Origin of the sequence: Harryflintia acetispora, from assembly GCA_004340125.1 — a bacterium.
Classification (GTDB): Bacteria; Bacillota; Clostridia; order Oscillospirales; family Ruminococcaceae; genus Harryflintia; species Harryflintia acetispora.
In genome coordinates, this window is the sequence record SLUK01000001.1 from 104,539 (window position 1) to 128,160 (window position 23,622).

The 23,622-nt window shown below is 59.7% G+C and carries 23 protein-coding genes and 2 tRNA genes; 10 read left to right on the forward strand and 15 right to left on the reverse strand.

Annotated features, from left to right (window positions below):
* The first annotated feature begins 367 nt into the window (after window positions 1-367).
* A complete protein-coding gene (locus tag EDD78_RS00520) occupies window positions 368-1,642 on the forward strand; it encodes a hypothetical protein (protein WP_132083431.1) in 1,275 nt (424 codons plus the stop codon).
* Between the two features lie 70 nt (window positions 1,643-1,712).
* On the forward strand, window positions 1,713-2,504 hold the full coding sequence (locus EDD78_RS00525; protein ID WP_132083433.1) for an alpha/beta hydrolase: 792 nt from the start codon (window positions 1,713-1,715) through the stop codon (window positions 2,502-2,504).
* A 96-nt stretch (window positions 2,505-2,600) separates the two neighbouring features.
* On the opposite strand, the gene EDD78_RS00530 is transcribed toward EDD78_RS00525, so the two are convergent.
* From EDD78_RS00530 to EDD78_RS00550, 5 genes are all read right to left on the reverse strand, one after another.
* Window positions 2,601-3,944, reverse strand: coding sequence for an ABC transporter substrate-binding protein (locus tag EDD78_RS00530; RefSeq protein WP_132083435.1), 1,344 nt, complete (start codon window positions 3,942-3,944; stop codon window positions 2,601-2,603).
* 90 nt (window positions 3,945-4,034) lie between these two features.
* Window positions 4,035-4,862, reverse strand: a complete 828-nt coding sequence (locus EDD78_RS00535; RefSeq protein WP_079700234.1) for a carbohydrate ABC transporter permease — start codon at window positions 4,860-4,862, stop codon at window positions 4,035-4,037.
* Complete coding sequence (locus EDD78_RS00540) at window positions 4,862-5,806, reverse strand: carbohydrate ABC transporter permease (protein ID WP_242942209.1); 945 nt, start codon at window positions 5,804-5,806, stop codon at window positions 4,862-4,864. Before EDD78_RS00540 ends, EDD78_RS00535 begins: the two co-directional genes overlap by 1 nt.
* Before the next feature lie 38 nt (window positions 5,807-5,844).
* Window positions 5,845-8,904, reverse strand: coding sequence for a glycoside hydrolase family 2 TIM barrel-domain containing protein (locus tag EDD78_RS00545; protein ID WP_132083437.1), 3,060 nt, complete (start codon window positions 8,902-8,904; stop codon window positions 5,845-5,847).
* Window positions 8,905-8,929: 25 nt separating this feature from the next.
* Window positions 8,930-9,973 (reverse strand): LacI family DNA-binding transcriptional regulator, encoded by a 1,044-nt coding sequence (locus EDD78_RS00550; protein WP_079700236.1) that lies wholly within the window; start codon window positions 9,971-9,973, stop codon window positions 8,930-8,932.
* Window positions 9,974-10,206: 233 nt separating this feature from the next.
* Between EDD78_RS00550 and EDD78_RS00555 the strand changes: the two genes are divergently transcribed.
* The 3 genes from EDD78_RS00555 (at window position 10,207) to EDD78_RS00565 (ending at window position 12,209) form a co-directional block, all read left to right on the forward strand.
* Window positions 10,207-11,181 carry a Gfo/Idh/MocA family protein gene (locus EDD78_RS00555; RefSeq protein WP_165873048.1) on the forward strand — a complete coding sequence of 325 codons (975 nt, stop codon included), beginning with the start codon at window positions 10,207-10,209 and terminating at the stop codon, window positions 11,179-11,181.
* Between the two features lie 431 nt (window positions 11,182-11,612).
* Entirely contained in the window at window positions 11,613-11,795 is a 183-nt protein-coding gene (locus EDD78_RS00560; protein ID WP_079700238.1) for a hypothetical protein, read from the forward strand.
* 87 nt (window positions 11,796-11,882) lie between these two features.
* Window positions 11,883-12,209, forward strand: a complete 327-nt coding sequence (locus EDD78_RS00565; protein ID WP_132083441.1) for a helix-turn-helix domain-containing protein — start codon at window positions 11,883-11,885, stop codon at window positions 12,207-12,209.
* A 417-nt stretch (window positions 12,210-12,626) separates the two neighbouring features.
* On the opposite strand, the gene EDD78_RS00570 is transcribed toward EDD78_RS00565, so the two are convergent.
* From EDD78_RS00570 to EDD78_RS00580, 3 genes are all read right to left on the reverse strand, one after another.
* Complete coding sequence (locus EDD78_RS00570) at window positions 12,627-13,295, reverse strand: rhomboid family intramembrane serine protease (protein WP_079700240.1); 669 nt, start codon at window positions 13,293-13,295, stop codon at window positions 12,627-12,629.
* 70 nt (window positions 13,296-13,365) lie between these two features.
* Entirely contained in the window at window positions 13,366-14,583 is a 1,218-nt protein-coding gene (locus tag EDD78_RS00575) for a glycoside hydrolase family 25 protein (RefSeq protein WP_159449065.1), read from the reverse strand.
* 493 nt (window positions 14,584-15,076) lie between these two features.
* Window positions 15,077-16,423, reverse strand: coding sequence for a replication-associated recombination protein A (locus EDD78_RS00580; RefSeq protein WP_132083443.1), 1,347 nt, complete (start codon window positions 16,421-16,423; stop codon window positions 15,077-15,079).
* Window positions 16,424-16,677: 254 nt separating this feature from the next.
* Here EDD78_RS00580 and EDD78_RS00585 point away from each other — a divergent pair, with 254 nt between their 5' ends.
* Window positions 16,678-17,100: a hypothetical protein gene (locus tag EDD78_RS00585; protein WP_132083445.1), complete on the forward strand. Its 423-nt coding sequence runs from the start codon at window positions 16,678-16,680 to the stop codon at window positions 17,098-17,100.
* Entirely contained in the window at window positions 17,097-17,618 is a 522-nt protein-coding gene (locus EDD78_RS00590; RefSeq protein WP_132083447.1) for a hypothetical protein, read from the forward strand. Before EDD78_RS00585 ends, EDD78_RS00590 begins: the two co-directional genes overlap by 4 nt.
* 384 nt (window positions 17,619-18,002) lie before the next feature.
* On the opposite strand, the gene EDD78_RS00595 is transcribed toward EDD78_RS00590, so the two are convergent.
* From EDD78_RS00595 to EDD78_RS00615, 5 genes are all read right to left on the reverse strand, one after another.
* Window positions 18,003-18,087 (reverse strand) — tRNA-Tyr (locus tag EDD78_RS00595).
* Between the two features lie 33 nt (window positions 18,088-18,120).
* Window positions 18,121-18,196 (reverse strand) — tRNA-Thr (locus EDD78_RS00600).
* Window positions 18,197-18,364: 168 nt separating this feature from the next.
* Window positions 18,365-18,835: a hypothetical protein gene (locus EDD78_RS14130; RefSeq protein WP_286170647.1), complete on the reverse strand. Its 471-nt coding sequence runs from the start codon at window positions 18,833-18,835 to the stop codon at window positions 18,365-18,367.
* Between the two features lie 107 nt (window positions 18,836-18,942).
* Window positions 18,943-19,389 carry a cell wall hydrolase gene (locus EDD78_RS00610; protein ID WP_079700245.1) on the reverse strand — a complete coding sequence of 149 codons (447 nt, stop codon included), beginning with the start codon at window positions 19,387-19,389 and terminating at the stop codon, window positions 18,943-18,945.
* A gap of 309 nt (window positions 19,390-19,698) precedes the next feature.
* Entirely contained in the window at window positions 19,699-20,856 is a 1,158-nt protein-coding gene (locus EDD78_RS00615; RefSeq protein ID WP_079700246.1) for a GGDEF domain-containing protein, read from the reverse strand.
* Window positions 20,857-21,015: 159 nt separating this feature from the next.
* Between EDD78_RS00615 and EDD78_RS00620 the strand changes: the two genes are divergently transcribed.
* Complete coding sequence (locus tag EDD78_RS00620; protein ID WP_132083449.1) at window positions 21,016-21,516, forward strand: NUDIX hydrolase; 501 nt, start codon at window positions 21,016-21,018, stop codon at window positions 21,514-21,516.
* On the opposite strand, the gene EDD78_RS00625 is transcribed toward EDD78_RS00620, so the two are convergent.
* Window positions 21,513-21,992, reverse strand: coding sequence for a methylated-DNA--[protein]-cysteine S-methyltransferase (locus tag EDD78_RS00625; protein ID WP_132083451.1), 480 nt, complete (start codon window positions 21,990-21,992; stop codon window positions 21,513-21,515). The genes EDD78_RS00620 and EDD78_RS00625 overlap by 4 nt on opposite strands.
* A 305-nt stretch (window positions 21,993-22,297) precedes the next feature.
* On the opposite strand from EDD78_RS00625, the gene EDD78_RS00630 reads away from it, so the two are divergent.
* Window positions 22,298-22,792: a helix-turn-helix transcriptional regulator gene (locus EDD78_RS00630; RefSeq protein WP_132083453.1), complete on the forward strand. Its 495-nt coding sequence runs from the start codon at window positions 22,298-22,300 to the stop codon at window positions 22,790-22,792.
* Between the two features lie 176 nt (window positions 22,793-22,968).
* The gene (locus EDD78_RS00635; RefSeq protein ID WP_132083455.1) at window positions 22,969-23,226 is read left to right on the forward strand and encodes a hypothetical protein; all 258 of its coding nucleotides are present in this window, start codon (window positions 22,969-22,971) and stop codon (window positions 23,224-23,226) included.
* Here the strand turns inward: EDD78_RS00635 and EDD78_RS00640 are convergent.
* Complete coding sequence (locus EDD78_RS00640; protein ID WP_132083457.1) at window positions 23,221-23,517, reverse strand: hypothetical protein; 297 nt, start codon at window positions 23,515-23,517, stop codon at window positions 23,221-23,223. The two genes, EDD78_RS00635 and EDD78_RS00640, sit on opposite strands and share 6 nt — an antisense overlap.
* Window positions 23,518-23,622: the final 105 nt, after the last annotated feature.

A 23,622-nucleotide genomic window follows, 5' to 3' on the forward strand; every position in this document is an offset into this window, starting at 1 on the left:
CTTTCTTACCTTATTATATAAGCCCGCCTTAACGGGATTTTAACAGTACGGATTCCATTGTATCCGCTGCCACGGGGGAAAGTCAAGGGGGGAAAATAAATTTTCTTTAGCGTTTTAATGGGAGAAATCAAAAAGCAACAAAAAAAGACCTATAGCAATCCCAGCTACCGGTCCTCTGTGCGCAAAAATCCATGGTTATTTTCTGGTTGGGGGTTGTTTCTCCGTCCCTTTACTCCAATTATATCCTGTTTTTCCGCTTTCTGCAAGCAAAACCGGCCAAAAAACCGCGCCACCCCCGGAAGCCGTGACCCCCAGTTGGGATTACTAACGGTCTTTTGTACGCATGATCCCGAGGAGGATAAGGCAGATGAAAAAACTTCGCACCGCGCTCCCCGCTATGGTCCTGTTGGCCTGTGCGCTCGCGTTGAGCGCCAACGCGCAGGGAGCCGCCTTTGAGCGCAATCCAAACGGCGCCGGCTGGGGGATCAGCGTGCCCTTCTCCCCGGACAGCCGGGCGGACTACACCTTCGAGCTCTATCTCGGCTCCTCGACCGCCGACGCGCTGCCCGAAAACCTGCTGGACAGGAAGGAAGGCGTCACCGCCTCTCCGGTGTTCCTGGAGGCCTACGGCTTCGATCCCTCGATTCCCGGGACCGTCCTCTGGCTGCGGGTGAGCGCCAGCGTGGACCCGCGCCGTCAGGGGCTGGATACCCCCGGCATGCGGGAGCAGAAAATTACCCTCCCGGGCGGCTGCGGCTGCACCGGGCTGTCAACCTACGAGCAGCCCTTCTACTACGGCGACGGCACCGAAAAGAACCCCTTTTTGGTGAGCACGCCACAGCAGCTCCAGCACCTGAACAATGGCCGGCACCTACAGCAGGGGCAGTATTTCCTCCAGACCTGCGACATCGACCTTCGCGGTTACGACAGCGACGGGGACCCCGCCAACGGCAACTGGAGGCCGATCGGCTACACCGTCTATCCCTACGACTCCGGTTATTTCACCGGGCACTACGACGGGAACGGCCATCTGGTCAAGAACATGTCCTTTCATCTGACCCTGGAAGAGAACACCGCCGGGTTGTTTGGGGCCATTCAAAACAGCACCGTCAAAAATCTCGGGGTGGCCAGCGGGGAGACCCTTTCCGCCAGCGACATCGGCGGACTGGTGGGTGCGGCGACCAACTCCAAAATTTCCTGTTGTTATACCGATGTGGAAATTTCAGGAAGCATTACCGCACCCATCTGCGGTTCGATGGCAGGCTCGCTCTTTTCTTCCACTATGGAAAACTGCTACAGCCTGGGCGAAATATCGCTTTCCCAGTACGCGGGCGGGCTGGTGGGAGTGCTCTGGGACGGGCCGAACACCGTGCGCTGCTGCTACTCCCTCTCCGCTCTCCAGGGGGCCACCGCGGCCGGCGGGATCGCCGGGCTCCAGCGGGGAAGCTACACCATGGACGGCTGCTACTGGCTGGCTGGGCCCCTTTACGCAGAGGGGTCGGGTGGCGTGACCCCAAGCGGGAACTACCGCCTCGCTTCCCTCTCCGACTTTGAGAGCGGCGAGCCGTTTCCCGGCTGGGACACCGGCGTTTGGCAGTTCGAGGCGGGCAAGGCCCCGCAGCTGCGCGTCTTCCTGCGCTGAGCTTGCATACACGCCCCAAACCCCGTATAATAGGTGCAGAACCAATTTATGATGATAAGGAGCGTTCGCCATGGCGCAACTGAGCTGTACCTTCTTTTCCGAGGTCCTGGGGACAGAGACCAACCTCTGTGTCGTCCTGCCCGACCCCAAAAACTTCCCCGGCGTCTCTTCGCCGAAGTTTCAGACCCTGACCCTACTGCACGGCTTCTCAGACAACCAGTCCGACTGGCTGCGCAAATCTTCTGCCGAGCGCTATGCCTGCGACCGGTGCCTGGCGCTGGTGCTCCCCTTCGCGGACAAGAGCTTCTACACCGACATGGCCTATGGGGACCGCTGGTGGACCTATATCAGCGAGGAGCTGCCGGCGGTGGCGCGCGCCTATTTCCCCCTGTCCGCGCGGCGGGAGGACAATTTCGTCGCCGGGAATTCAATGGGCGGCTACGGCGCCTTCAAGCTGGCGCTGCGCCATCCCGAGCGGTATGCGGCGGCGGTCAGCTTCTCGGGGGCGCTGGACATGGCCACGGTCGCCCACTTCGGCGCGGAGCAGATGGAGGGGATGGCCCCGCCCTTTTCGCTGGTGTTCGGGAACCTCGATTCGGTCGGGGGGAGTGAAAACGACCTGCTGCATCTGCTGCGCGCGAATGCCGCGGCAAAAAACAACCTGCCCGCCTTGCAGATGTACTGCGGGCGGCAGGATTTCCTGCTGGAGGCCAACCACCGTTTCAAGGCCCTGGCCGACGGGCTCGGGGTGCCCTGCGGCTACGTCGAGGAGGAGGGCGACCACGACTGGCCCTATTGGGACCGCTGGCTGCGCCAGGCGCTCGACTGGCTGCCGCTGCGGGGCGCGCCCGTCGAGGGGTGACAACAACGCTGGCGTCTCCACGCCTTTCCGGCTGTGACAAAGCAGGCCGCACCCGATGGGTGCGGCCTGCTTCTTGTATTTATTTACCGGCCTTGCTTACTTGCCGAACTTGGTGACAAACTCTTTCTGGACATCCTGCATGGTGGTGGTGACGTCCGCGTTCTCGAGCAGGACCTTGGCGACGGCATTCTTGTTGGTCTCATACGCCTCGGCAAAGTTCTCGGTGTAGTTGACCTGCGGGATGCGCCCGCCGATGTCCTTGAACATGCCCAGCACGTTCTGGCCGCCGAAATAATCGTCGGTCGCGTTGAAGTCGTCCAGCTCGAACGCCGGGACGTAGGACGGGTAGAGCGCAACCTCCAGGCCCTTGCTGACGTTCTCAAGATCGGTCAGGGTGTACTCGGCAAAGGCGATGGCCGCCTCGACATTCTGGGTGGAAGCCGGGATCGCCAGGACCGAGCCGCCGTTGCTGGCTTCGCCGGTGGTGGATTCGCTGTACTGCGGCATATCCATCACGCCCCACTTACCGCTGTCTTCCGGCGAGAGGTCCTTGATGGTACCGGCCATCCAGATGCCGTCCGGCACGGAGGCAACCTTGCCCTCCTTGATGGAGGTCACATAGTCGTCCCAGCTGGTGTCGTTGACGGTGATGCCCGCGTCGTAAATCTTCTTGGTCATCTCCATCGCGCCGATCGACTCGGGGGTATCCATGCAGGAGTTGCCCGCGTCGTCAAAGTAGAACTTGTTCTGCTGCATGAGCATGATGCGGTAGATGTGGTCGCGCCTGGAGGTAGCCAGCGGAACCATCGCGACGCCCTCGTTGGCGGCGGTGATCTTCTTGCCCGCCTCGATGAACTGATCCCAGGTCTTGATCTCCTCGGGGTTCACACCGGCGTTCTCATAGAAGTCCCGACGGTAGAACATCATGCAGGGGGCCGCGTCCCACGGATAGGCCACGATCTTGCCGCGGCTGTCGGTCGCCTCGGCCAGCTTGATGGGCAGCCAATCGTCCTTGTTGATCCTCTCGGTCAGGTCGACGAAGCTGTCGGGGAACTTGTTGGCGAACTTGGGCATCTGCTCGCCCTCGATGGTCACCAGGTCCGGCAGGCCGGAGCCGGAAGCCAGAGAGGTGGTCAGCTTGTTGTAGACCTGGTCGGTCCCCATCTCCTCGCACTGGATGTTGAGATCGGGGTTCTGCTCCATGAAGGTCTCGCTCACTTCGCTTAAGAAGTTGAGCGCAACGTCCCAGCTCCAAATGAGCAGGTCGCCCGACAGGGCGCCGGTTGCCTCAGCCCCGCCCTCTTCGGCCGGCGCCGAGCTCTCCCCGGCGGGAGCCTGCGACTCGGGAGCCGAGCTCTCGGCGGACTTTCCGCCTGAGCATGCCGCCATGGACAGGGCCATGGCGCCGGCGAGCAGGGAAGCCAATATGCGCTTTTTCATGTGTTTTCCTCCTTTAATTGTATATCCGTTATACTGGAAAGCCGCGCCCGGGTTTTCCCGGGAAACGGGTCCAATCCGTACCGAAAGGGGCTATTCTTTGATCGCCCCGCCCATGATCCCCGCCACGAACTGCTTCTGGAAAATCAAGAAGATCGCCATGATTGGCAGGGTGGTGATCGAGGCCATCAGCATGATCACCCCATAGTCGCGCCGCCACTGGTTGCCCTCGAGCATCGAGAGCGCCACCGGGAAGGTATACATATCCTTGGTGCTCAGGATGATCAGCGGCCACATGAAGCTGTTCCAGACGCTCATGAACATGTAGATCCCCAGCGCCCCCAGCGCCGGCTTCATGTTCGGCATGACGATCCGCCCGAAAATCTGGAACTCGTTGCACCCGTCCAACCTGGCCGCCTCAAGCATGGCGGTCGGGAAGGCGATAAAGTTCTGCCGCATGAGGAAGATCCCGAAGGCATTCGCCAGCGGCGGCAGGATGACCGCCTGGTAGCTGTTCGCCCAGCCGATGTTGGTCATCAGGGTGAACAGCGGGATGTACATGGCCTCCATCGGGATCATCATGGTCATCATGATGACCGCGAAGAAGATCCCGCGGCCCTTAAACTGATACTTGACCAGCGCGTAGCCCGCCATCGAGTCGATGAGGATGACCAGCGCGGTGAAGGTGACCGAGACGAAGAGGGAGTTTATAAAGACCCGCACGCAGTCGATCTTCTTGCTCAGCGTCGCCAGGTTGCTCATCAGGCTGCTGCCGAACATCAGCGTCGGCGGGGCGGCGAGGATCTCGTGGTTGGTGTTGGTCGCCGAAACGAACATGAAGTAAAACGGGAAGAGGGAGACGACGACCGCTATGATCAAAAAGAGGTAGGTAATCACCCTCGGAATCACTTTTTTAGCCATCAGTCTTCACCTCCGTTGGTGAACTTGAATTGCAGGAAGGAGAGGATCCCGATCACCAGCACCAGCACATAGCTGATCGCCGCGGCATAGCCGAACTTGAAGTAGCGGAAGCCCGAATTGTAGAGGTAATGCCCCACTGTGATGGTCGCGTTGTCCGGCCCGCCGTTTGTCAGAATGAAGGACTCGTCGAACATCTGCAGGGTGCCGATGGTCGAGGTGATCGAGACGAAGAGGATGATCGACTTCATCATCGGCACGGTGATGTACCAGAACTTCTTCCAGGCACCCGCGCCGTCGATGTCGGCCGACTCATAGAGCTCGAGCGGGATGGCCTGCAGCCCGGCGATCATGATGATCATATTGTAGCCGGTCCAGCGCCAGGTGATCCCGGCAATGATGGTGAACCGGGCGCCCCAGGCGGTGTTGAGCCAGTCGATCTTATCGACCCCGAACATACTGAGCATGTAGTTGATCATGCCGTACTCGGTGTTGAAGAGGAGCTTGAAGATCAGCGCATAGGCGACCAGCGCGGTGATCGAGGGCAGGAAGAGGGACATCCGAAAGAGGGTGCGCCCCTTTAAAAACTTCTGGTCCAGCAGGGTGGCGAAGGTGAGCGAAAGGACCACCATCGCCGGGACCTGGATGATCAGATAGATACAGGTGTTGCCCAGCGCCTGCCAGAAGATCGGGTCGCCCATCAGGGTCTTGTAGTTGTCCAGAGCCACGAAGGAATATTCCCCCATGTCGAAGGTCTGGAACGAAAGGATCAGCGAGCTGATCACGGGATAGACCATGAAGGCGCCGAAAACCAGGATGGCCGGCAGCAGGAAATAGTAGGGCGCGGTCTTTATACTCAGCTTGAAGTGGCTGAAAAACCCCGCCTTCGGCTTTGGCGGCCTAGTCTGCGCGTTTGTCTCTTTGGAAGTTGCGGTCTGCGTGCTCAAAAGTTTTCCCTCCTTTGTCTGCTTGGGGAGCCGGCGCGCTACAGCGCGGCGCGCGCGGCCTCTGCCCTGTCGACGATCCCTTCGCTTTCGCAGCCGAAGAGCTGCCAGCAAAATGCGAAGGGTTCGGGGCGCAGGGTGTGCTGCTCGAGCGCCCCCGGGCCCCAGCTCGCACTGCCCAGCCCCTGCTGGGCGAAGTCAAGCTGCAGGTGAATATCGCTCTGCGGCCAGAGCTCGTCGGTGTGCCTGGCCTCGGTAAGCTGCTCCATCGAGTAGTGCAGGGCGCTGAAGCTGAGCGGTTCCCTGCCCACCGCGCACAGCCCCTGCCTGCCGTCCGAAAGATAGACCCAGCGCACGTCGGCGCGGGAGCCGCACTCCTGGGGCACGACGTAGGGGAAGTACAGGTCTTTGACGCTGCTCTGATAGAGCCCTACCGGACAGCCGAGCTTGTTGTCGCGGTAGCATTCCCCCGGGCCCCGGCCGTACCAGCTCACCTTTTCGAGCGCTTCGTCGAGCACGAAGCGCATCCCGATCCGGGGCAGAGTGCCCGGCAGCTTACCGCGCGGGGTACCCTGCGCCTCGATTCGCACCCCGCCGTCCGGGGTGATGGTATAGCATACCGAAAGGTCGATCTGCCAATCCATCACGAAGGGGGCGTAGCATTTCTGTACCCGCACCGTCGCGCGTTCCCCGTCGCAATCCACCTCGACCTCCTTGACCACGTTGGTCAGGCGGGGCAGAATGAACTGGTCCCATTCGGCGCGCAGGTTGATGTCGTTGTCGATCGGGGCGCGGTAGAAGTTAAAGTCCAGCCCCCGGCCGATCATCTCCCGCCCGCCGCAGCGGTAAGAGGTGAGCGACCCCTTGCAGGCCGAGAAGGTGATGATCGCCTGCCCGGCGGTGACTGTAATGGCGTCGCCCTCCACCGCAAGCTCCACCTGGCCCGCCGCCTTTTGCGCCGCGCGCGGCGCCTGCTTGGCGGCCAAGAACTGCTCGTGCGCCACCTCGTCCCCCGGCTCGCTCCACTCGGGGGGCTCGCGGTAGGCAACGCTGATGTCGCAAAACACCTCCCGCCCGCCGGCGAGGGCCGCCGGCTCTCCCGGCTCATGCAGCCGGACTTTTCTGCTCTCGCCCGGGGCGATCCCGCCGATCCCGAGCTCCCGCTCGAAATAGCGCTTCCCGGCCGATTGTACCGTGCAGACGGCGCGAAGGTGGTCGAGGGTGCTGAAATCGTAACGGTTTTCCACCGTGACCTCCCCGCTCTCAGGGGAATAATCGTAGAACGCCACCGGCTCGAGCACCTTTTTGAGCATACTCAGCCCCGGGGTGGGGGTGCGGTCGGCCTTTAAGAGGCCGTCGGCGCAGAAGTTCAGGTTGTTCGGCCAGTCGCCGTAGTCCCCGCCGTAGGTCTGTACCCCCTCGCGGCGGATCGACTGGTCGATCCACTCCCAGACGAAGCCCCCCTGCAGCCTCGGATATTTGCGGAACAGCTCCCAATACTCCTGCAGGCCGCCCGGCCCGTTGCCCATCGCGTGGGCATACTCGCACATCACATGGGGCTTACAGAGGTCCTCCCGGCGCCCGAGCTCCTCGAGGCGCGCATGGGTGGTGTACATGCTGGAATACATGTCGGCCGCCTCGGCCCCGCGGTCCTCCTCGTAGTGGACCAGCCGGGTGGGGTCGTATCCCTTGATCCAGCGGTAGCAGGCCTTGAAGTTGCAGCCAAAGCCGGACTCGTTGCCCAACGACCAGAAGACGATGGACGGGTGGTTCTTGTCCCGCAGCACCATGCGCCGGCAGCGGTCGAGATAGCTCTCCTCCCAGGCGGGATTGTCGCTGATCAGCTTCATGTTGCCGATGATCTGCACCTGGTTGCACTCGAGGTCGGCCTCGTCGACGACGTAAAAGCCCATCCGGTCGCACAGGTCGTAAAAGTCGGGATGGTTCGGATAGTGGGAGGAACGCACGGCGTTGACGTTGTTGCGCTTCATCAGACGCAGGTCTTTTACCATGTGCTCTTTGGTGATGGCGCGGCCCAGGTCCTGGTCCCAGTCGTGACGGTTGACACCCCGGAACTTTAGCGCCGCGCCGTTTATGTAGATCAGCCCGTTTTTGAGCTCCACACGCTTGAAGCCCACCTTCTGGGAGTAAAACTCCACGCTCTCCCCGGCCGGGGTGCGCAGCTCAATGAGCAGGTCGTAGAGATGGGGGTCCTCGGCGCTCCAGGGGCGCACCTGCTTAAACTCCTTACGGAAGGTGGCTTCGCCCTCCCCCGGGGCGAGGGCTCGTTCCTCCTCATAGAGGCACTTCCCGTCCTCCAGCAGCTTGACCTGTACCCTGCAGCCCTGCGGCGCTTCGGTGTGGTCCTCGACGGTGAGCGCCAGCGAGAAGGCCCCGCTTCGCAAATCGCCCTGCAGCACGGCGTCGGCCTTGTAGTCGCTCAGGTGGAGGCGCGGGCGGGTGATCAGCGACACGTCGCGGATGATGCCGGCCAGCCACCACATATCCTGGTTTTCCAGGTAGCTGCCGTCCGAGAACTGGTAGACGCGCAGCGCCAGCTCGTTTTTCCCCTCGTGCACCAGGGCGGTGACGTCGAACTCGCTGGTGCAGCGGCTCCCCTGCGAGTAGCCGGCCGGCTGCCCGTTGACCCAGAGGTGGAAGGCGCTCTCCACGCCGTCGAAGCGCAGCAGCACCTCCCGCGAGAGGTCCTCCACCGTAAAGAAATGCCGGTAGAGCCCGGTCGGGTTCTCGGCCTGGAGCACCGGCGGCTCCTGGATCGGGAAGACCGAGGTCGCGTCGGTGTAGTGCGGGCGGCCGTGCCCGTGCAGCTGCCAGTGCGCCGGGACCGGGATGGTCCCCCAGGCGCTGTCGTCGTAGCCCGGCCGGTAAAAATCTTCATCCGAGGCGAAGGGGGTCTCGAGGTACTTAAACTTCCATTCGCCGTTTAAAAGGGTATAGCTTCCGGACTGGGCGCGCTCGTATTCCAGCGCCATCTTTTCACTGCGGTAGCCCACATAGAAGGGGCGGGGCGCCAGCCGGGAACGCTGCAGCACATCGCGGTTGCACCAGTCGCAGCTGGTTAAATCGAATACCTTTTTCATGGGGTTCCTCCCTGTTATGAGAAATTTAGAGGTTGGCCGCCTGGGCCCGCGGCAGCGCGCCGCCGCAGCTCTGGCGAATCTTCAGGGTGTTGGGGACCACGATCTTGATCCCGACCTCCCTGCCGGTGTGGATGCGTTCCTCGATGGTGCGCACCGCCATGCGGCCCATCAGGTCGTTGTGGATCTTGGCGGTGGTCAGCGCCGGGGTCATGAACTGGGCCATGGGGTTGTCGTTGCAGCCGACGATCGCCACCTGCTGCGGCACCTTGATCCCATGCTCACGCAGCGCCTTGATCGCCCCGATCGCCATCGAATCGTTCTCCACAAAGAAGGCTCTGGGCAGCTTCCCCGCGGCGACGGCCCGCTCCATCAGCTCGTGGCCGGTGGAGCACTCCACCTTTCCGTCCACATAGATATATTCCGGATGGAAGCACCCGCGTAGCTTCATGATCTCCTCAAAATACTTTTCACGCAGGTCCAGAATCGGGCAGCGGTTGCGGTTGTCGTAATCCGTCCCGCCGATGTAGCCGACCTCCTCATAGCCCAGCGAGAAGAGGTAGCCCAGCGTGCGCTCCATCAGGTCCCGGAAGTCGGGCACCACATAGTCCGCGCCGGGGAAGTCGGGCAGGAAATCGACAAACACCACCGGACGGCGGCTGATCTGTACCTGCTCCTCGAGCTCGCGGCTCCAGCTGTCGGTGCTGCCGATGACGATGATCCCGTCATATTCGCTCAGCTTTTTCGGCGGGTCCTGCCCCGGCGGGCAGAAATACTCCTTCACCCGCAGGCCACGGCTCTTCGCCTCGTCCTTGACGTTGGTGCGCACGGTGAGATAATACGGGTCCCCGATCTCCTGCAGCTCGTCATAAAGCAAAAGCACCTGCAGGCGCAGCTCGCTCTCCTGCTCCTTGGCGCGCTCGGAGACGTGATATTCCAGCTCCTGCGCCGCGGAGAGGACCTTCTGCTTGGTGGCGTTGGAAATGGAAAAGCTCTCGTCATGGTTGAGTACCCGTGAGACGGTCGCCAGCGATACGCCAGCCTGCTGCGCAATATCCTTAAGTCTGGCCATCCCTCCGCCTCCTTTTAAAAATTTTAGTAAAATTTATGCTTTAGTTTACTAAAAAATATCATTTTACCTCGTAAATGTCAATAGATTTTTTCTTTTTCATTTGTCTTTTTTATGACAAATCGATCAGAAACTTGACAATATCAAGGGTAATATAGTACGGTATGGAAAAGACCGGCCATGAACTCGAACTAAAATCTTACTAAAATTTTATCTTGATGACGGAGGGGATACAGATGGAAAAACGCCTGCGCTGGGGAATCCTTGGGACCGGGGTGGTAGCCGGCGAGCTGACCGAGGCGCTGCAATTTACCGGGGCCCCGGTGACGATGGTAGCCTCGCGCAATCCGGAGAAGGCAAAGAAATTTGCGAAGAAATACGGAATCCCCCATGCCGCCCAAAGCTACGAGGAGGTGGCGCGCAGCGGTGAGGTGGATATTTGTTACATCGCGCTGCCGCACAACCTGCACGCCGGGATGTGCGCGCTCTGCCTGGGAGAAGGCAAGCATGTGCTCTGCGAAAAGCCTTTTACGGTGACCACCGCCGAGGCTCGCGCGGTGTTCGAGGCTGCGCGGGCGGCGAACCGTTTTATTATGGAAGCGGCATGGTGCCGGTTCCACCCGCTGCTGCTGGAGGTACTCGATGCGGTGCGCGGCGGGCTGATCGGCGAGGTCGGGGCCATGAAAGCGGACTTTGGGATTGACGACGTGCTGCAAAACCCCAACCACCGGCTGCTTGACCCTGACCTGGCGGGCGGTGCGCTGCTGGACGGGGGCTTTTACCCGGTGACGCTCGCCTGCATGCTATTCGGCAGCAGCCCGCAGAGAGTTCAGAGCAGCCGCACGCTCAGCGAACGCGGGGTGGATCTCTATACCAGTGCGATCCTCGACTATCCCGGCGGCAGGCAGGCTTTGCTTTACGCGAGCATTGTGCATGAAATCCCGGACAACGCATACCTATACGGCTCGAAGGGGTATGTGGAGCTGGAAAACTTTTTTTACTGCCGGCGTGCGACGGCGCATTTGCGGGACGGCAGCGTGCGGGTATTCGAGCGGCAGTTCGAGTGCGACGGGTACGAGTACGAAACCCGGCATGTGGAGGAATGCATTGAACAGGGTCTGACGCAAAGTCCCATCCTGCCCTGGGAGGAGACGCTGCGGGTGCTGGAAATTCTGCAGCAGGCTGCCGCCCCCGATTCGCGAAAGGACTAGGTTGCAACGCGGAAATGCTCAGCCCGCGCTCTGAATGAGAGCAAAGAGAAGAACAAATAAAAAAACGCGGTGGAAAATCCACCGCGTTTTTCTGTTGCGTATAAAACGGGTTTCCAAAGGGACAAAGACCCTTTGGCGGGGCGTGGGGCGGCGCCCCACGGTCTTAAAAGCGTAGCGAGGCGCGGGGAGGGGAGGCCGAGCTTCCAGTGGAAGGTCGGACGGGGAACCCCCAAGAGGGGGTTCCCCAACACAGTATTTATTTTTTAAGGGGGGATTATATCCCCTTAAAAAATAAAATGGTAGTCTTTATACTAATTTCTATTGAAGAATGTATATTATTCTACTTTTCACTACCCCGTCTTACTTTATCTTTTTCTGTATGCGCTTCTCATATTTTTAGGATATTATAGGGGCATCAAGGAGGGGAAACGATGAGCCCGGTTACCAGCCCGTTAAAAGAAAAAGTCAGCATCACATTGGACAGCGATGTTGTAGATAAAATTACCCAATACGCCCGTATGGACGGAAGGAACTTTTCGCAGTACATAAATTTTGTTCTTATGCGGCACATCCGTGCAGTGGAGAAAAGACAGAATGAAAAGAAAACCCTTTAGGCTCTATGGCTCCTACGTCGCCGTCCTGCTCGAGCTCTTGGCCCTGCTCAGGGGCTGTACCATTCAGATTGAAAAGGAGGTATCCCCTTGCGTGCTTACCACCCGGGAGACGATTGCGGACGCATCGTCTTTAACCCCGACGAGATCATGCGCAAACGCGGCCTCACCGATGCCGGGCTCTGCCGCCGCGCCCAAATCCGCCCCGAACAGCTCCGCCGTTACCGCCAGAACAAAATAAAATTCGTGACCCTCGATGTGGCCGAACGCCTCTGCTTCGCACTGGAATGTCAGTTTACCGACATTTTCCACTACCTCCCGCCCGCCGGGGAGGATTCCGCTGCCGGGGAGGGTTCCGCTGCCGGAGAGGGTTCCGCTGCCGGAGAGGGTTCCGCCGCCGGGGAGCAGGCTTTTTAGGGGAACCCCCTCTTGGGGGTTCCCCCTCGGCCCTCCACTGGAGGCCCGATTCCCCCTCCCCGCGCTTCGCTGGCGCTAAGGAGTTTCGCTCCCTGCGGGGAGCGCCCAGCAGGCTCCGCCCGCTGGACACCCGCCAGAAGGGTACGGCGCCATCGGCGCCGTTTGCCCCCTTGGAACCCTCTCATTCAGAACGCGGGCTGAGCATTGCTGCCCTGCACGCTAGTCCTTTCGCGTATAGGGAGCGGCGGCCCGCCGCTTGGAAACCCGTTTTACACACAACAGAAAAACGCGGTGGATTTCTCCACCGCGTTTTTTATTTGTTCTTTGCCGCGCTCGCATTCACAGCGCGGGCTGGGCTTTGCCGCCCTGCGAACGAGTTCTTTCGCGAATCGGCAGCAGCGGTTTTTGATTCATTCCTTAGTAGTGCCGGAACCGGTCGTTTTGGTTCATCTGGCGCTTCCAGTTTTTCCGGGTCGCGGCGTACTGCCGGTTCTGCTTCATCCGCTGGATGAAGCCGGGCCCGAAGAAAATGAAGAAATTGATCAGCGAAGCGAGCGCCGCCGCACGGGTGCTCCAGTTCCCGAAAACCAACGCCAGCCCGAACAGCACCCAATCCACATAGGCCAGCCACTTGACCTTCACCGGGATCAGGTAAAAGAGCATCAGCCGCTCCTCCGGGAAAAGCTGCGCAAAGGCCAAAAACAACGACAGGTTGAGATAGGTGTTGTCCGCGTAGCCGCTGAGCAGCGCCGCAATGATCGCCCCGACCATCCCAAACAGGTAGTAGACGTTGAACTCGAACGAGCCCCATTCGTTTTCCAGCGCGCTGCCCACAAAATAGTAAAAATACAGGGTGAACGCCAGGCCGATGACCGAGGTCGCCGGCGGGATGAAAATAAAGGTCACCAGCCGCCAGACCTGCCCGCTGAGCAGCGTGGGCAGGGATAGCCCCAGATAGGACACGAGCGGCACCCCGAAGATATATGTCATGGCATAGACGCAGAGCATGGTCAGCACCACATAGAGCATCAGGTTCGGGATGCAAAACCTGCCGTATTTGCGCTCCAGCTTGTACAGCCATTTCATGGGCGGCACTTCCTTCCTTATGGTAGGTTTATCCAAACCGGGGCCGGGTTATTCATCTTTGGGGGAAATTTTACTTGGGATAGCTCGTAAAGCAGAGGTTCATGTCCACATTCCCCTTGATCCCGTCCACCTTGCCCTTGCTGGTGTATTGCAGCATCTGGAACTTATAGGGGAAGAAGGGACGCTTGTAATACTGGGCCACCCACTTGTCATATTTGGTCAGGCTGCCCATGTTGATCTCGGTGACGAAATATTTGGTATAGGTGTAAATCATCGGCCGGTAGCCGCCCTGCTCGATCCGCTCGCAGAATGCCTTGGCGACCTGGGTCGCCTTGGAGGCGGTCAGACTGCGGGTACGCGCGCTGGCGGAGGGGGCGTCCTCGATGTCGAAGACCACCGGATAGTCGATGTCGTAGCCCTTGATGTTGTCGAGCACGAACTCGGCCTCCTCCACCGCTTCCTTGGTGGTGATGGCCTGGGAGTAGAAATAGACCCCAACCTTGATCCCGTTGGCGGTGGCGTTCTTGATGTTGCGCTTAAACTGATCGTCGAGCATGATCTTTCCGGTGCCGTAGCCGCGGTAGCCCACCCGGATCATGGCGAACTTGACCCCGTCGTTTTTGACCTTCTTCCAGTCGATGGTCCCCTGGTGGGTCGAAACGTCGATCCCCTTGAGCGCGCGGGAAGCGCCGTCGCGCACGTACTTGACCTCGTTGTTGTCCTTATAAACCAGGTTGTCCCAGTCGTAGACGTTGCGCGAAAGGTTCGGGTCGAGGGAGATGAACTGGAACTTGTTCCCGCTCTTAAAGACGAACCGGTCGTCGTAGAAGCGCTGGATCAGCTCGATGGGCAGCTTGTACTTGACCGCATAGTCCTCAAACTGCGACAGGGAGATGGTGGACTTGTTGCGGATGACCTTGAGGAAGTCATCGGATACGTTGTCGATCTCCTTGGCGTATTCCTTGATCTTCGCCACCGAGAAGGTGTCGCCGTCCCGGCCGCCGGAACCGGCGTTCCCGGAGGACTTGACGTTGATTTTGGGCGACGCGCTGCTCGACGAGCCGCTGTCCTTGATCTGGACCTTCTTGGAGCTCGACGAGCCGTTCTTGATATTGATTTTGGGCTCGGACGAGGAGGAATTTTTGTCGCGCACATTGAATGTCTGCTGGCCCGGCTTGGGGTCGTTGACATTGAGTGCATAGGCCGTCGTTGTCAGGGGCGCCATCAGGGAAAGGGCCGCCGCGGCGCTCATCACGAAAGAGAGGATGCGGTGTTTCATCTGTGCCATCATGGTACTCCTTTTTGGGTTTGGTTGCTGGGCGTACGTACCCTCTTATTCTAGCGTATTTTGTCATATTTTTAAAGGGGTAGGAAGATGTTTACAAAAAGTTTGCGAATTAAGGCACCATATGGTCAATTTATTGAGCATATGCAAATCACACTCTCTGTGCTGCGATAAAACAAACGGAAACCAGAAGAGGGCGAGGAGCGCGATTAGCGCTCCTCGCCCTCTCAGCCCAAAAGCCAAGCGTCATGTTTTTTGGGGAACCCCCTCTTGGGGGTTCCCCCTCCCCGCGCTTCACTGGCGCTAAAGAGTTTCGCTCCCTGCGGGGAGCGCCCAGCAGGCTCCGCCCGCTGGACACCCGCCAGAAGGGTACGGCGCCATCGGCGCCGTTTGCCCCCTTGGAACCCCCTCGTTCAGAGCGCCGCGCATGGCAAGCCCCTTCGTGAATAGGGAGCAGCGGCCCGCTGCCGCGGGCTGAGCATGGCCGCCTTGTGCCCTACTCCTTGCGCGAATCGGCAGCAGCGCCCCGCTGCCGCTGCTGCCGCCAAGCCTCGATCTGACGCAGGCGCTCCTTTACCCGCGCTTCGCTCCCCTGCTCGGTGGGCTGGTAGTACTTGCGCCCCTGCAGGCTGTCCGGCAGGCACTGCATGTCGGTCAGCTTGTCCTCGGTGTCGTGTGCGTACTGGTACCCTTCGCCGTAGTGCAGCTCCTTCATCAGCCGCGTGGGCGCGTTGCGGATCTGCAGCGGCACCGGCTCGGCGAGCATCTTGGCCGCATCCCCCTTGGCCTTTCCATAGGCGACATAGAGGGAATTGGACTTGGGCGCCAGCGAGAGGTAGGTCACAATATGGGTCAGGATCACGTCGCACTCGGGCATGCCGATGAAGTGGCAGGCCTGGTAGGCGGATACCGCCAGCTGCAGCGCGCGGCTGTCCGCCATCCCCACGTCCTCGCTCGCAAAGCGCACCAGCCGCCGCGCCACGTAGAGCGGGTCCTCCCCCGCCTCGAGCATGCGCGCCAGCCAGTAGATGGCCGCGTCCGGGTCGGAGTTGCGCATTGACTTGTGCAGCGCCGAAATGAGGTTGTAGTGCTCCTCCCCGTTCTTGTCGTAAAGAAGGGATTTTTTGCTGGTGCACTGCTCGAGCGTTTCGCGCTTTACCACGGTGCGTTCGCCCTCCCGCTCGCCGTTAAGGACCACCATCTCCAGGGTGCTCAGCGCAACCCGCGCATCCCCGTTGGCAAAGACGGCGATCATGGAAAGCAGCTCGGGCGCAATTTCGATCTGTTGCTTGCCGAAGCCGCGCTCGTCCCGCAGGGCGTTTTGCAGCAGCTCGGTGAGCTCCTCGCCGCTCAGCGCCTGCAACACGAACACCTTGCAGCGGGAGAGCAGCGCCGAGTTGATCTCGAAGGACGGATTCTCGGTGGTAGCGCCGATCAGGACGATCGATCCCTTTTCCACGAAGGGCAGGAAGGCGTCCTGCTGGGCCTTGTTGAAGCGGTGGATCTCGTCCACGAAGAGAATCGTCTTCTCCCCCAGCATCCGGCTCTTCTCCGCTTGGTTCATCACCTCCCGGATCTCCTTGATCCCGCTGGTGACCGCGCTGAAGTCGATGAACTGCGCCTTGGTTTTGTTGGCGATGATCCGCGCAAGGGTGGTCTTCCCCACCCCGGGCGGCCCCCAGAAGATCATTGAAGAGACCATGTCCCCCTCGATCAGCTGGCGCAGCACCTTTCCTTCCCCAAGCAGGTGCCGCTGCCCGACGAACTCCTCGAGATTGCGCGGACGCAGCCGGCTGGCCAGGGGGCTCGCCGCCGGGGATTCAAATAAGGATTGCTGTTTCATCGCTTCACCGCCTTTTTGATCTGCATTCTTTTATACCATTATAGCACAACCGGACGCCGTCCATAACAGTGATCACAGCGCTGTCACGATATTATTCGCATGCCGTCAACATTTTACTGTACCACTTCCGGAAAGTCGAATACCAGTGGAAAAGCAGACAATCATTTGCCCGTTATCTCATTCAAAATACGAATTGTATTTGCCGGGTATTCCAGCTATGCTAGGATCAAAGAGGGACGAAAGGACGTGATGTTTTGTCAACACAGGACGTCAAATTAAATTTAGACGACTTCGAGGTCCTCACCCAGCCGAGGGCCCCCGGCATCGGACCTTGCATCAACATCAACTCAAGCGGGCACATCTCGCTCAACGCCAAGCTGATGGCATGCCTACATACCCGGGAGCTGCGCGTCCTCGTCAGCAGGGACAAAGAAACGATCCTCTTGGACGAGCAGGGAGAGGCAACCTTCCGCTTCCCCAAGGACGGCTCGGTGAAAGCGGTCGATTTTACCCGTGGTCTGGTCGAGCGGGGGATTTCTCTGCCCGCGCGTTACCAGGTCGTATGGAGCGAAAAGAACCAGCTCTGGGTAGGCACCCGGCAACGCCCGCTCAAGGCCCCGAATCCCGTTGAGCTGGCTCAGAAGCTGGACAAGGGACGCAAAAAGGAGGCCAAATGAAACAGAGAAAGCACATACCGTCCGGCCTCGTACAGGAGGGAATGCATTTTGTCGAAGGGGTCTGCCGGCTCTACGGCGGCTGCCTGGAATGGGAGGACTGTCTGATGGAGGGCTGGAAAGGCTTTGTCTTTGCTTTCCACTCCTACCCCGCCCATGAGGGGAGTTACGAATTCTGGGAATACGCCTTCTTCTGTGTGCGCGACCATGTCCTGTTGGCCAAACGGGAATACAACCGCTGCAAGCGCCCCGAAAGCGGTTTTTCTTTGGATTATATTCCGCCGGACCGGGATGAGCCGGCCATCGGGCGGCTGGCCGCCGTACAGGGGGACTTTGTAAATTCCGTCATGCTGCGCGACTATCTCTCCCACCTGGGTTTCCGGGAAAAGCGGGTCGCCTGGGCCTATATCAACCGGTACACCGATGCGGAGATCATGGACTATTATCAGCTCGACCGCCAGAGCCTGACTGACATCCGCCGCTGCCTTCGTGTGAAGATGGAGCAGTATCAGGCGAGCTAAAATTTTTTGAGAGCGCGAAAAAGCACCGTCGTTCGAGGAGTACATAAAAAAGTTTACAGGCAGCAGATAGAATCTGCTGCCTGTAAACGATAAAGGGCACGGAACAGTTTCTGGCCGCCCTTCCACGGGTGTTTTTTCTATTGCCGTCTGCCAGACGCGTGGCACAAGGGAGGATAATTAGCGCATTGTTCGACTCTAGCCATTCAGGCCGATGAATCAATTTTCGCTAGAAGAAATTCGTCGTCTGGACAACACCTGCTAATATTATAGCCAGAGAGTATTTTTGTCAATCGCCCATGTCGAAATACCCGTAAACTTTCGCGTGTAAACGGGGGAAAGAAAAAATCCTCATCCACCCCACAAAGGGACAAATGAAGATTTTGTTGGTGGGAGAGGATGGATTCGAACCATCGAAGTCGATGACAACAGATTTACAGTCTGCCCCCTTTGGCCACTCGGGAACTCTCCCATATTCAATTGGACGGCCTGTCCAGCCAGAAAGTGGAGCTGGTGGACGGACTTGAACCCCCGACCTGCTGATTACAAATCAGCTGCTCTACCAACTGAGCTACACCAGCATATCATGGTTTCATCGCCGCAGAAGGTCAATCTCCGTCCAGCGACGTATAATATGATAGCATACACAAAAAAATAAGTCAATACAAATTCTTCTATTTTCTTCCCTGTTTTTCTCGGTATGACAGGTCCTCTCCCGGCCCGCCGGCCGGCGGGCCGGGAGGCGGCCATCAATAATAGAAGCGGACAAATTTGATGTTGTAGAAATCGCACGCGAGGATGTCGTCGGTTTCGGTTTCGTTGATCAGGATATAGTTTGCCCCGACCTCGAGCAAGATACCCGTACGATCCACAATGGTACTGGTTCCCACTAAAAATTCCACCGTCACCTTGCGCCCGATCTGGGTGCGCAGATAGCCGTTGAGATACATCAGGTTCTCCACCGTCAGCGGCATGGGCTGGTTCATCGGGGTGATGGGCGTGCTGCTCTGCTGCATGGCGGTGGACTGGGGAACCATCCCGCCCTGCGCCAGGGTTTGCCCGCCCGCCATTCCCTGGAAGGCGCCGATGTTCGAGGTCGAGGGTACCGGCGCCGCGCCGGCATAGGTATCGCCCGCCAGCGGCGGGAGGTTAAGCGCGCGCACACACTCGGGCGTGACGCAGGGCGTAATGGGGTATCCGGTAAAGGTTTGCTGTGGCATAGAGGTAGTTTGGTCCATCTTATTCTCCATCGGCCGCGGCCTTATGTAACGCATGCCGCCGCAGCCGCCGCCTCTTGACGGCGGGCGGCCCGCCGAAATAGGCACCGTCAGGTGCTGGCATATTTTTCTGTTGGAACGTAAAAACAGTGCTGGTTGATCCGGTTGTGGATCACCCCGGCCCCGCCGGGCGGGAAATAGTTTGCGCACCGGGGGCTGTAGGGGTTATAAAAGAAGAGGGAATTGTCGACCCCCTGCATAGTGTTGCCGCCCAGCGCCCAGTCGGCGATCGCGTAATGGATTTCCTGCGGGTCCATGTTCCAGACGTTCTGCGAATTGTAACGCCCCGCGAGCACATCCTTCATACAATTGAACTGTCCCTGCTGTTCGATAATATTGCGGACGTTTCCGCCCTGGCTGATCCTGAAAAATTCTCCGTACGGCACGGTGGCGCGGTTCATTACCACCGCCGCCACCGCCGCCATACCGTTATCCCCTTCGCCGCCCGCCTCGCACTGCAGCAGCCGGGCAAACAGCTCCCGGGTATCGTATGGCATGTTTCCTCACCCTTTTCGGCGGGCTTCGCCCGCTACGATATGTATTCCTGACCGGAGCCCGGTCGAGGCTCCGGTCTATCCTATGACGCATGGGAAAGGCTGTTGCCTTGTCCGCAAGGCGGGCCGGCAGCCGGTATTTTATTGCAGTGCATGCAAAAAAACGAAAAAGCAGCGCCGCCCTCCCGGTTTTTGAGAGGGCGGCGCAATTTCGCCTGATCAAAATTTTTTAGCGGCAAGCCGCCGCAAACACACATACAGCCGGTTCCGGGGCCGTCCATGGGCAGCCCGGGCCGGTATGGATTCTCCCGGTCAGAGGGGCATTCCGGATGCGCGGTGGAAAACCCGCTTGTCCCGATACATCTCACTGTCCGCCCGGCAGTAGGTCGCATAGATCGTCTCGCCCTGCGTTTCATCGTGCAGCGCGCAGCCCATCGCCGCCGACAGCTCGCTCACACAGTCCTTCCGGGAACGCTCGAATTCCTGGCGCACCCGTTCCATAAAGAAGTCCAGCCGCTCGCGGGTGGCGTCCTTGATCAGAACCACGAATTCGTCCCCGCCGATCCGGTAGAGCACCTCCCCGCCCTGTGCGGCGCGCCGCAGAGCGCCGGCCGCCGCCTGGATATAGAGGTCCCCCGCATGGTGGCCCAGCGTGTCGTTGACCGACTTTAGCCCGTTGAGATCCATCACAACCACGCCGTAGCCGCTCCCCTCGCCCCGGGCAATCATGTTTTCGATGTCCACGTCGTAGGCGTTGCGGTTCTTCAGCTGGGTGAGCTGGTCGGTATTGGCCATGTCCTGGAAGGTGGGGTTGGAGACCCGCCGGAAGAACACCAGCGCTAGCCCCGCCGAAACCAAGCAGGCAAACAGCACGATCAGCGGGGTGGCCAGCCGGAGATTGCGGTAGGTGTTATACTGGTGCTCGGCCTCGAACTCGATCCCCAGCACCCCGACCACCCGCTCCCCGTCATGGATCGGGACGTAGGTGATGAAAATCTTCCCCCAGTCGGTCTTCTTGATATTGTCCGGGAGGACCACCTCGCCGTCCAGCGCGCGCTGCATGTCCCCCTTGATCTCCGGCTCGATCGGGTCGCCGGCAAAGCGGAAATCCTCCGCATCCGAGGGCAGCCCGTCCACCACATAGATGAACTCGCCCGCCTCGTTCTGCTTGGCGGTATAGAGGTAACGCACCCCGGTGGTCGCCCGCAGGTCGGCCAACAGCTGCTTGGTCTGCTGGTAGGAGGGCTTCTGCTGGTCCTCTCGCGTGTTGATCTCGGTGAAGGTGGACTTGTCCAGCGTCTGGTCCAGATAGCCGTAGATCGACTCCACCCGCTCGTTCAGGGTGCCGATCATATCGTCGTAGGCGAAGCGGTAATAAAAAAAGGAAATGAGCATGCTGGAAACCAGCACGATCGCCGCCGTGAAGAAGGTGACCTGCAAATCCACCCGCCGCAGACGCAGACGTTTCATCCCGCTCACCTCCCTGCTCTGCTTTCTGTCATTATACTACAGGGCGAAATAAAAAGCTATCGTCTTCCCGCCTGATTTTTGCCGGCCGGACTCCCCGCCTTGTGCGCGCCGGCGGGATATGGTACACTCAAGCCAAAAAGCAGGAAAGAAGAGAGAAGTATGGATATATCCTTTCCGACGCCGGAGGGCCGGTTCAATTACCGGGTCTGCGCGGTCATCCCGCAGGACGGGCGGCTGCTGGTGATGAAGGACGAAACCAGTCCCTATTCCTACCTCCCGGGCGGGCGGGTCGCCCTGCACGAACAGGCGCAGGTCGCCCTGCTGCGGGAGCTGCGCGAGGAGCTTATGGTCACTGCGCATATCGTCCGCCCGCTTTGGATCAACGAGGCCTTCTTCACCGAGGAGGTCAGCGGCGAGCGCTACCATGAGCTGTGCCTGTACTTCCTGGTGGACGTTTCCGGCACCGGGCTGCTCGACCGGGGGGAGCGCTTCGTCACGACCGAGGGGGGCGCGCACCGGTTCGCCTTTTCCTGGCTGCCGTTCCAGCAGCTGAGGGATTGCTGCCTCTACCCCGAATTCATCAAGGAGGAAATCTTTCATCTGCCCGGCACTCTCACGCTGAACATCGAGGACCGGCGTCCCCAGCACCCGGGCCGCTAAACCGTCAGCCGCTGCGGCAGCGCCCCCTCCAATATTAAGAGCCGCTCCTTGATCCCCAGGCCGCCGGCATAGCCGGTCAGGCTCCCGTCCTTCCCGATCACCCGGTGGCAGGGGATAATGATCCCGATGGGGTTGCGGTGGTTGGCCATCCCGACCGCCCGCGAGGCGCCCGGCTTGCCCAGGCGCGCGGCGATCCCGCCATAGGTGCAGGTCTCGCCGTAGGGGATCTTTAAAAGCTGTGCCCAGACCGCCTGCTCGAAGGGGGTGCCCTCCGGCGCGAGCGGCAGCTCGAAGCGGCGGCGCTCCCCCGCCAGGTACTCGGTGAGCTGGCCGTGCGCCTTTTGCAGCAGGGGCGTTTCCTCCCGCGCGGCACCCTGCGGCAGGCCGCCGCCGAATGAGAGGCGGGTGAGCGCCTCCCCATTTTCGGCCAGGGTGAGTTCGCCAAGTTCCGTCTGATAAGTCCAAGCCTTTTGCATGACTGCCGCCTCCTTTTTCTTTATCCTATCATAAAACAGCGGCAAAAGCGATGGTTTTCGCTGGCAACGCGCAAGATTATGCGGTATGATGGTACAAGGAATTTCCTCTGTCCCCCGCGATTCAACCGGTGGTTGATGGAATTCTCAACCGATGGTTTCAAAAATCGGCGCCGATACAACCTTTGATCCATTCCCCGGGCGGATTGTTTGCGTTAAACTAAGGACAACAGGAAGCGCAACTTGTTGGAACATGAGAAACCTACCGCGCCGTTTGGCGCCAATTAGATTTGGAGGAGACATTGACCATGGAATATACCATTGGAAAGAAGATCGCACAATACCGCAAGGACAAGGGCCTGACCCAGGACGAGCTGGCCGAGCTGCTGGGCGTTTCGGCCCAGGCGGTCTCCAAGTGGGAGAACGACCTCTCCTGTCCGGACATCCTGCTGCTGCCCAAGCTCGCCGAGCTGTTCGACACCACGGTGGACGACCTGCTGCACACCGCGCCCAAGCCCGAGACCAGCCTGCAGCCCGCCGAGGGGCGCAAAAACCTGGACGACATGCTCTTCAAGGTGGTGGTGAACACCGTCGCCGGGGACCATGTGCGGGTCAACCTGCCCCTGCCGCTGATCAAGATCGCGCTGGAGATGGGCACCCAGATTCCGCAGTTCGCGGGCAGCGAGGCGCTGCGCTCGCTGGACATCGGACAGCTGCTCCTGATGGTCGAAAAAGGGGTCATCGGCAAACTGGTCGAGGTGGAGGCCGCCAACGGGGACCTGGTCGAGATCGTGGTGGAGTAGTTTCGCTCCTTTGCCGCCATCGGCGGCAATTTCGCAAGGCGAAACCGGAACGAAACGTCCAGAGAGGAAAGTTTGAAAGCAAGCTTTCAAACAGGGAGTTTCACTCCTTTGCCGCCAACGGCGGCAATTTCGCAAAGCGAAACCGGAACGAAACGTCCAGAGAGGAAAGTGTCATTATGAAAATTCTGATCCGCCATAAGGGCGCCCCGCCCATCCACCTGCGCTTTCCCACCCGGATGCTCGTCAACCGGCCCTTGGCGAGGCTGCTGATCCAGCAGATCGAGCGGGAAACCAAAACCAATCTCGGCGCCATCGGCGCCCAGGACCTGGACCGGCTGATCGGCGAAATCCTGCGGCTCAAGAAAAAATATCCCCACCTCGATCTGGTGGACGTGACCAGCCGGGATGGGGACATTGTTCAGATCAGCTTATGAAGCCCTGCAGCGCCGCAGCGTCTGCTCGAGCAGGATCCCCAGATAGGCGCTGAGCGAAGGCCCGTCGGTGATCAGGGTGACGCGGGGCGCGCCGCCCTGGCGCTCGATGAGCAGCGCCTGCAAAATGACCAGGCGGTGATGGCTATCCGGCTGCAGGCGCAGCACGAGTTCCTCGCCGTCGATCTGCATGGTAACGGTAAAGCTGGCGCTGAGCGGTTCGAGCTGCGCGCGCTCCAGCAAGGCCTTGCACAGCGGCTCATATAAATTTTTCCTGATTCCACGGATGACCACAACAAATACTCCCTTTCATTCTGTCACCCGGCACGGCACAAGCGGTTTTGCAGCGCATGCACGCTTGTTTTAGGTGGGCAAGCGTGGTATAATATTTACGCTGTA

Excerpts from the sequence above, each read along its gene's own strand:
- EDD78_RS00615 (WP_079700246.1), bottom strand. The coding sequence starts at position 20,856 with ATGAAACGTCTGCGTCTGCGGCGGGTGGATTTGCAGGTCACCTTCTTC.
- EDD78_RS00525 (WP_132083433.1), top strand. The coding sequence starts at position 1,713 with ATGGCGCAACTGAGCTGTACCTTCTTTTCCGAGGTCCTGGGGACAGAG.
- EDD78_RS00530 (WP_132083435.1), bottom strand. The coding sequence starts at position 3,944 with ATGAAAAAGCGCATATTGGCTTCCCTGCTCGCCGGCGCCATGGCCCTG.
- EDD78_RS00555 (WP_165873048.1), top strand. The coding sequence starts at position 10,207 with ATGGAAAAACGCCTGCGCTGGGGAATCCTTGGGACCGGGGTGGTAGCC.
- EDD78_RS00535 (WP_079700234.1), bottom strand. The coding sequence starts at position 4,862 with ATGGCTAAAAAAGTGATTCCGAGGGTGATTACCTACCTCTTTTTGATC.
- EDD78_RS00635 (WP_132083455.1), top strand. The coding sequence starts at position 22,969 with ATGAAAATTCTGATCCGCCATAAGGGCGCCCCGCCCATCCACCTGCGC.
- EDD78_RS00550 (WP_079700236.1), bottom strand. The coding sequence starts at position 9,973 with ATGGCCAGACTTAAGGATATTGCGCAGCAGGCTGGCGTATCGCTGGCG.
- EDD78_RS00570 (WP_079700240.1), bottom strand. The coding sequence starts at position 13,295 with ATGAAATGGCTGTACAAGCTGGAGCGCAAATACGGCAGGTTTTGCATC.
- EDD78_RS00620 (WP_132083449.1), top strand. The coding sequence starts at position 21,016 with ATGGATATATCCTTTCCGACGCCGGAGGGCCGGTTCAATTACCGGGTC.
- EDD78_RS00580 (WP_132083443.1), bottom strand. The coding sequence starts at position 16,423 with ATGAAACAGCAATCCTTATTTGAATCCCCGGCGGCGAGCCCCCTGGCC.
- EDD78_RS00575 (WP_159449065.1), bottom strand. The coding sequence starts at position 14,583 with ATGGCACAGATGAAACACCGCATCCTCTCTTTCGTGATGAGCGCCGCG.
- EDD78_RS00545 (WP_132083437.1), bottom strand. The coding sequence starts at position 8,904 with ATGAAAAAGGTATTCGATTTAACCAGCTGCGACTGGTGCAACCGCGAT.
- EDD78_RS00590 (WP_132083447.1), top strand. The coding sequence starts at position 17,097 with ATGAAACAGAGAAAGCACATACCGTCCGGCCTCGTACAGGAGGGAATG.
- EDD78_RS00630 (WP_132083453.1), top strand. The coding sequence starts at position 22,298 with ATGGAATATACCATTGGAAAGAAGATCGCACAATACCGCAAGGACAAG.
- EDD78_RS00560 (WP_079700238.1), top strand. The coding sequence starts at position 11,613 with ATGAGCCCGGTTACCAGCCCGTTAAAAGAAAAAGTCAGCATCACATTG.
- EDD78_RS00520 (WP_132083431.1), top strand. The coding sequence starts at position 368 with ATGAAAAAACTTCGCACCGCGCTCCCCGCTATGGTCCTGTTGGCCTGT.
- EDD78_RS14130 (WP_286170647.1), bottom strand. The coding sequence starts at position 18,835 with ATGCCACAGCAAACCTTTACCGGATACCCCATTACGCCCTGCGTCACG.
- EDD78_RS00610 (WP_079700245.1), bottom strand. The coding sequence starts at position 19,389 with ATGCCATACGATACCCGGGAGCTGTTTGCCCGGCTGCTGCAGTGCGAG.
- EDD78_RS00625 (WP_132083451.1), bottom strand. The coding sequence starts at position 21,992 with ATGCAAAAGGCTTGGACTTATCAGACGGAACTTGGCGAACTCACCCTG.